Origin of the sequence: Mesorhizobium sp. M5C.F.Cr.IN.023.01.1.1 (genome assembly GCF_003997585.1) — a bacterium.
In the GTDB taxonomy this organism is placed as follows: Bacteria; Pseudomonadota; Alphaproteobacteria; order Rhizobiales; family Rhizobiaceae; genus Mesorhizobium; species Mesorhizobium wenxiniae.
On the sequence record NZ_RZSU01000048.1, the window covers coordinates 42,279 to 48,461 of the forward strand.

7 protein-coding genes are annotated in these 6,183 nt (G+C 62.8%); 4 read left to right on the top strand and 3 right to left on the bottom strand.

Annotated elements, in window-relative coordinates; translation table 11 throughout:
- The first annotated feature begins 47 nt into the window (after nt 1–47).
- Nucleotides 48–746: a DUF2270 domain-containing protein gene (locus EOA78_RS19650; protein WP_127316565.1), complete on the top strand. Its 699-nt coding sequence runs from the start codon at nt 48–50 to the stop codon at nt 744–746.
- Nucleotides 747–1,108: 362 nt separating this feature from the next.
- Nucleotides 1,109–1,381 (top strand): DUF680 domain-containing protein, encoded by a 273-nt coding sequence (locus tag EOA78_RS19655; protein ID WP_127316566.1) that lies wholly within the window; start codon nt 1,109–1,111, stop codon nt 1,379–1,381.
- 198 nt (nt 1,382–1,579) lie between these two features.
- Here EOA78_RS19655 and EOA78_RS19660 read toward each other — a convergent pair whose 3' ends face one another.
- Genes EOA78_RS19660 through purM form a run of 3 tightly spaced genes read right to left on the bottom strand, consistent with a single transcriptional unit; the run spans nt 1,580 to nt 3,892 of the window.
- Nucleotides 1,580–2,104, bottom strand: coding sequence for a histidine phosphatase family protein (locus EOA78_RS19660; protein WP_127316567.1), 525 nt, complete (start codon nt 2,102–2,104; stop codon nt 1,580–1,582).
- A gap of 16 nt (nt 2,105–2,120) precedes the next feature.
- The gene (gene purN, locus EOA78_RS19665) at nt 2,121–2,831 is read right to left on the bottom strand and encodes a phosphoribosylglycinamide formyltransferase (protein ID WP_127316568.1); all 711 of its coding nucleotides are present in this window, start codon (nt 2,829–2,831) and stop codon (nt 2,121–2,123) included.
- Complete coding sequence (gene purM / locus EOA78_RS19670) at nt 2,828–3,892, bottom strand: phosphoribosylformylglycinamidine cyclo-ligase (protein WP_245477593.1); 1,065 nt, start codon at nt 3,890–3,892, stop codon at nt 2,828–2,830. Before purM ends, purN begins: the two co-directional genes overlap by 4 nt.
- A 620-nt stretch (nt 3,893–4,512) precedes the next feature.
- Between purM and EOA78_RS19675 the strand changes: the two genes are divergently transcribed.
- Nucleotides 4,513–5,070 carry a CDP-alcohol phosphatidyltransferase family protein gene (locus EOA78_RS19675; RefSeq protein ID WP_127316572.1) on the top strand — a complete coding sequence of 186 codons (558 nt, stop codon included), beginning with the start codon at nt 4,513–4,515 and terminating at the stop codon, nt 5,068–5,070.
- Nucleotides 5,042–6,183 (top strand): AI-2E family transporter (locus tag EOA78_RS19680; RefSeq protein ID WP_164783830.1); only part of this gene is annotated, 1,142 nt, incomplete at its 3' end. The genes EOA78_RS19675 and EOA78_RS19680, both read left to right, overlap by 29 nt.

Below are 6,183 nucleotides of genomic sequence, written 5' to 3' on the forward strand. Positions count from 1 at the left end.
GATATATCCATCCGGCCGTTTTTGCGTGGGCGGGTGGAGGTATGGTGATGGCAGAAGCGTTGGCGGCGCCGGACCCAATCGGAAGGACACTTTCGTCCGGTGAACTCGTAACCACGATGTCGCACTTTCATCGCGCCGAGATTCTGCGCATGACGGGGTGGCGCGACCGCCTGGACCGGACGAGCAATTGGGCGATAACGGTTGTCGCGGCGATGTTGTCCGTCTCGCTTTCGACGGCCAGCGCGCATCACGGCGTGCTGCTTTTTGCCATGCTGCTTGTCTTGTTGCTGCTGTGGATAGAAGCGCGGCGGTATCGCTTCTTCGACGTTTATCGGGCCCGCGTGCGCCAGTTCGAACGGCACTATTTCGCGCAGATTTTCTCGCCGCAGCCGGACTTCGCGTCCGATTGGCTGTTGGTCGTCGGCGAAAGCCTGCGCGCTCCAAAATTCCTCATTTCGCAACGAGCGGCGTTGGCGCGCCGTCTGCGTCGAAACTATATCCACATGCTGCTGATCCTGCTGATGGCCTGGATCCTGAAACTGTCGACTCCCGGTCTTCTAACCGAAGGTGTCCGCATCGGCTTCGTCGGTTCGGTGCGCGAGGCCGTCACCAGCGCCGCCCTGGGGCCTATTCCTGGAGTGGTCATCGCCGTGCTGGTCGCCGCACTCTATGCCTGCCTGCTGGTCATCGCGTTCCTGGCTGCTCGCGACGATGGCGAACTCTCCTTTGGTGACGTGCACGTCTAGAGCAGCAACGCAAAGCCGGTAGACCTGCGAATTACATTTGTGCATCAGCATAAATCGAACCGATCGGTTCGTTTCTGTTGACGCGTCGTGCAGGACGGTGTGAACGCCGGCTCAACAAATACCGTGCACCCGCGGCAGGAAAATTCGCCTAACGCATTGAAAAGGATGTCGAAGATTGTGGCGAAGGAAGCCTTTTGGCGGATTTCAAGCACCCAATTCACGGCATGGCCGGAACATCTTTGTGATTGGAAACCGCCCCAATGCCAACCCACCTCGGGGTAGTCCGAGCGACGCGAAATCCTCCCAAGGCACGCCACGAGACGGACACAACACTGAAAAATATGAATACTGGAGTACCTGAAATGACCAAGATTGCTCTTACCGCTGCCGCCATCCTCATTGCCACAGGCAGCGCCTTTGCCGGCAGCGACCACTATGGTTCGGATGGCGTCAACCAGCCGGCAACGCCTCATGGCAATGCCGCTGTTGGAAACGTCGACAACACGTTCACGGGTTCGATCGGCAAGCTGCTCCCGACCGAGCACAACGCTGTCAACACCAATGCGACGCCCGATCCCGGGACGGCCCAGTCCGTCGTGCCTCAATCAGGCCGGGGCAACTGGGGCCGCCGCTAAGCCCTCAAGCTCCGGAACGCAAAGTGCGGCGGGCCTTGGCCCGCCGTTTTGCTTCTGCCTATCAAGAAGTCTCAGCCTAAGCACCCGCCCCGTTTTTGCACGCGCATAGGAGGCTGCAGCACTTGATTTTTGCGCATGATCCTTTCCGAACCGAAGGTCAGCGCAGCAAAAATCAATTCCGATTTTCGAGCCCATGCGCTAGCGCAGATCCTTCGGCCAAACGCAGTGCGTCAGCCGGGCATCGCCGAGCGCCAGCCGTGCCCAGTCACCGTCGAAAACGAAGCGGGCCAGGGCTGCGGTCGGGAATTTTTCTTCAAGCTTTTTGAGTGCCGCGGCATCCGATCCGGCGCCGGCAAGCCGGCGTGCGAATTCCTCCAGGCCGGGATTATGACCGAGCACTAAGAGGCTGCTCGTTGCCGCATTTGCCTGCCGCACCTTGGCGAGAACGTCTGCCGCGCTGGCCTCGTAGAGCGCCTGAACAAATTTGGCCGGCGTTTTCGCCGGCAGTTCCGCCGAGACCAGCCGCCATGTGTCGCGGCTGCGCAGCGCCGGCGACACCAGCGCTAGGTCCGGCAGCCAGCCCTGCCTGGCCAGTTCGCGCCCGACCAGCGGGGCGGCCTTCACCCCGCGCCCGGAAAGCGGCCGGTCGAAGTCGATAAGGTCAGGATCGTCCCAGCTCGATTTGGCATGACGCAGAAGAAGGAGTTGCTTCGTTGTCGCCATGCCAGCCTTCTCCTGCTCAGGGCGTGATGCGCGCCAGATGCTCGAGGTCGGTCTCCTCGCGCAGCGGATCGGGCGCCATGACCACGGAGGAGCTGTTGTCGGCATCGTCGGCGAAGTGGGCAAGCACGGTACGGCCGCCCTCCATCCGCGCCTTGCCTTCGGCGACCAGCCCGAGCGCCAGCGGATAAAGCCGGTGCTCGGCCTTCAGCACGCGCGCGGCGAGCATGTCCTCATTGTCGCCGACCATCACCGGCACGGCGGCCTGGGCGATGATCGGGCCGTCATCCATGTCCAGGGTGACGAAATGCACCGTGCACCCATGAATGCGGATGCCCGCGCGGATGGCTCGCGCATGCGTATCCAGCCCCTTGAAGGCCGGCAACAGGGCAGGGTGGATGTTGATCATCCGTCCCAGCCACTTCTCGACGAAGCGCGCGCCGAGAATGCGCATGTAACCGGCCAGCGCCACGATCTCGGCGCCGAACGAGACAAGTGCGGCGTCGATCGCCCCGTCATGCGCTTCCTTGCTGCTATACTCGGCTCGCGAGATCACCTTGGTGGCGATGCCGCGCGCCGCGGCGATACCGAGACCGGCGGCATTGGCCCGGTCGGAAATGACGCCGACGATCTCGGCCGGATAGTCCAGGTTGCTGGCCGCGGCGATCAGCGCCGTCATGTTGGAGCCGCGCCCCGAAATCAGCACCACGGTGCGTTTGCGCGCGCTCATAGGCCGATCGAGCCCCGATAGATCACGCCGGCGTCGCGGCGCGGCACGATGCGGCCGATCGGCGTCACGCTCTCACCGGCCTCCTGCAGGACGGCCGCGACCTGTGCCGCCTGGCCGGAGGCGACGGCGAGGATCATGCCGACACCGCAGTTGAAAGTGCGCATCATCTCTGCGGGCGCCACGCCGCCGGTCTTCGCCAGCCACGAGAATACCGCCGGCACCTCGATGGCATCGAGATCGAGCTCAGCGGAAAAATCCTTCGGCAGGACGCGCGGGATGTTTTCAGGAAAGCCGCCGCCGGTGATGTGGGCCAGCGCCTTGATGCCATGCGTGTTACGGATCGCCTTGAGGATCGACTTGACGTAGATGCGGGTCGGCTCGAGCAGCGCCTCGGCCAGCGTGGCTTCATCGTTGAAGGGCGCTGGATCGGTCCACGCAAGGCCGCTGGTGGCGACGATGCGGCGGACCAGCGAAAAGCCATTTGAATGCACGCCCGACGAGGCCAGCCCCAACAGCACATCACCCTCGACGAGGTCGTCGGTCGGCAGCAATTGGCCGCGTTCGGCCGCGCCCACGGCAAAGCCGGCAAGGTCGTAGTCGTTGCCGTGATACATGCCGGGCATTTCCGCCGTCTCGCCGCCGATCAGCGCGCATCCGGCCTGCCGGCAGCCCTCGGCGATGCCGCCGACGATCGAAGCACCCTGGTCTGGATCGAGCTTGCCGGTGGCGAAATAGTCGAGGAAGAACAATGGCTCGGCGCCCTGCACGACGATATCGTTGACGCACATGGCGACGAGGTCGATGCCGATCGTGTCGTGCTTGCCCGCATCGATGGCGATCTTCAGCTTGGTGCCGACGCCGTCATTGGCGGCGACCAGCACCGGGTCGGTGAAGCCGGCGGCCTTGAGGTCGAACAGGCCGCCAAAGCCGCCGATCTCGCCATCGGCGCCCGGCCGGCGCGTCGCGCGCACCAGCGGCTTGATCTTCTCGACCATGAGATTGCCGGCATCGATATCGACACCCGCCTCGGCATAGGTGAGCCCGTTCTTGCGCTTGCTCATTTTCCGGCGCCTGCTCATCGCTGTTTCGTTTGCTTGAGGGCTCTTCGCATGAACGGTTTTGCCCCGCAAGGCAAGCGGGCGATGGCGGTGTTCAATTAGACCGGCCGAACCGGGCTCCTTATGCTCCAGCAGTAGAAAGAAATGCCCGCCAGCGCAGCGGCGAGGGCACCGACGGTCGCTAAAGACCTGACCTCGTCGCTCGGGAGGACTCCGTAGGAGAAACCGGCGGCGATCAAACTTGCCGCCACACTCCAGACACCTGGGTTTACGGCGACTGACCGCCCGAAAACGAACGCCACGGCGGCAGCCACTAACCAGAGAGGCCAAGACGCCAGAAGGCCGACGACCAAGGCAAGAACGAAAGTGGTCAAAAGGTCATGCATCGCCGAGTCGCGGTGTGGAGTTGTGAAAGATGCGAAGGCTAAGAGGCTTTCTGTCACTCCGGCCAAATAGCAAAGTGTGACACGCAGGGCGATTGTAATTCTCTGTGCCATCGTCATTCGCTAGCTTCGTTTTTTCGGTTTGGAGTGGAGCAGGTGAGCGAGGAGAGAGCGTCGCCACTTGCCGTAGCCTCTCATCTCCATCATGTATCATCAAAACAGAAGCGACGGGATATGCGTTTGACCATCCCCAACATGATCACGATCATGCGTTTCGTGCTGGTGCCGGGCGTGGTGCTGGCCATGCTGCAGGCGCGATGGGACTGGGCTTTCGCCGGCTTCCTGATCGCCGGCATTTCCGACGGCGTCGACGGCTTCATCGCCCGCCACTTCAACCAGTTTTCGCAGCTTGGCGCCTATCTCGATCCGATGGCCGACAAATTGCTGCTGGTCTCGGTGTTCGTCGTGCTGGGCTTCATCGGTGAATTGCCGCTGTGGCTGGTCATCACCATGGTGTCGCGCGATGCGCTGATCGTCTGCGCCGTCGTTTTGTCCACCGTCATGGCCCACCCGGTCGAGATGAAGCCGCTGTTCGTGTCGAAAGCCAACACCGCCATCCAGATCGGGCTGGCGGCGGTGGTGCTGGGCGAGCTGGCCCTCGCCATCGACCTCGACCCGCTCAGGCCGGTGCTCATATTGCTGTCCGGGGTCTTGACCGTGGCTTCGGCCGCAGCCTATCTCGTGGCTTGGCTGAGGCATATGAGCGGCTATGGCGAAGGCTCCAAACCGGACACCTGACCAGGACATCGACGCGGCAGCCGAGGCTGCCGCTGCCGATGCTGCCGCGTCTGGCGTGTTTCGCCGCCAAATCCGCTTCTGGCTGATCAGCGCCGTCATCCTCGCGATCTTCCTCTATGTCTTCAGCGGCATCCTGCTGCCGTTCGTCGCCGGCATGGTGCTCGCCTACTTCCTCGACCCGGTCGCAGACCGGCTGCAGCGGCTCGGCCTGTCCAGGCTGATGGCGACGATTGTCATCCTGTTTGCCTTCATCGTCGTTCTGGTACTGGCCTTCGTCATCCTGATTCCGGTGCTGGCTTCGCAGATGGCCGATTTCGCCAGCAAGCTGCCGGAATACCTTACGCGCCTGCAGACCCTGATCACCAGCTTCGATCCGAGATGGCTGGAAGAGAAATTCGGCGTCGACGCCAATGGCCTGCGCGAAGGGTTGAATTCGCTGCTGACCTCCGGCTTTGGCCTCCTGACCACGGTGTTCACCTCGATCTGGAGCTCCGGCGTGGCGTTGGTATCGGTGGTCAGCCTGTTCGTCGTCACGCCCGTCGTCGCCTTCTACATGCTGCTCGACTGGGATCGCATGGTGGCGATTGTCGACAGCTGGGTACCGCGCGACTATGTCCAGACCGTCAGGGCAATCGCCAACGACATCAATACCGCCACCGCCGGCTTTGTGCGCGGCCAGGGCACGCTGTGCCTGGTACTGGGCGCCATGTACGCCACCGGGCTGACCTTGACCGGCCTGAATTTCGGCATCCTCATCGGCCTGTTCGCCGGGCTGATCTCTTTTATTCCCTATGTCGGCTCGCTGACCGGGCTGGTGCTGGCCGTCGGCGTCGCCTTCGTCCAGTTCTGGCCGGACTGGACCATGGTCGCCGCGGTGGCCGGCGTGTTCTTCGTCGGCCAGTTTATCGAGGGCAACATCCTGCAGCCGAGGCTGGTCGGCAAAAGCGTCGGCCTGCATCCGGTGTGGCTGATGTTTTCGCTGTTTGCCTTCGGCGCGCTGTTCGGCTTCGTCGGCTTGCTGATCGCCGTGCCGGCCTCGGCCGCCGTTGCCGTTCTGGTGCGCTTTGCCATTTCCCGCTATCTCGAGTCGCCGCTCTACAAGGGCCACAATAC

What these genes read in the sequence shown, in the direction of transcription:
- EOA78_RS19655 (WP_127316566.1), top strand. Translation starts at nt 1,109, where the DNA reads ATGACCAAGATTGCTCTTACCGCTGCCGCCATCCTCATTGCCACAGGC.
- purN (WP_127316568.1), bottom strand. Translation starts at nt 2,831, where the DNA reads ATGAGCGCGCGCAAACGCACCGTGGTGCTGATTTCGGGGCGCGGCTCC.
- EOA78_RS19660 (WP_127316567.1), bottom strand. Translation starts at nt 2,104, where the DNA reads ATGGCGACAACGAAGCAACTCCTTCTTCTGCGTCATGCCAAATCGAGC.
- purM (WP_245477593.1), bottom strand. Translation starts at nt 3,892, where the DNA reads ATGAGCAAGCGCAAGAACGGGCTCACCTATGCCGAGGCGGGTGTCGAT.
- EOA78_RS19650 (WP_127316565.1), top strand. Translation starts at nt 48, where the DNA reads ATGGCAGAAGCGTTGGCGGCGCCGGACCCAATCGGAAGGACACTTTCG.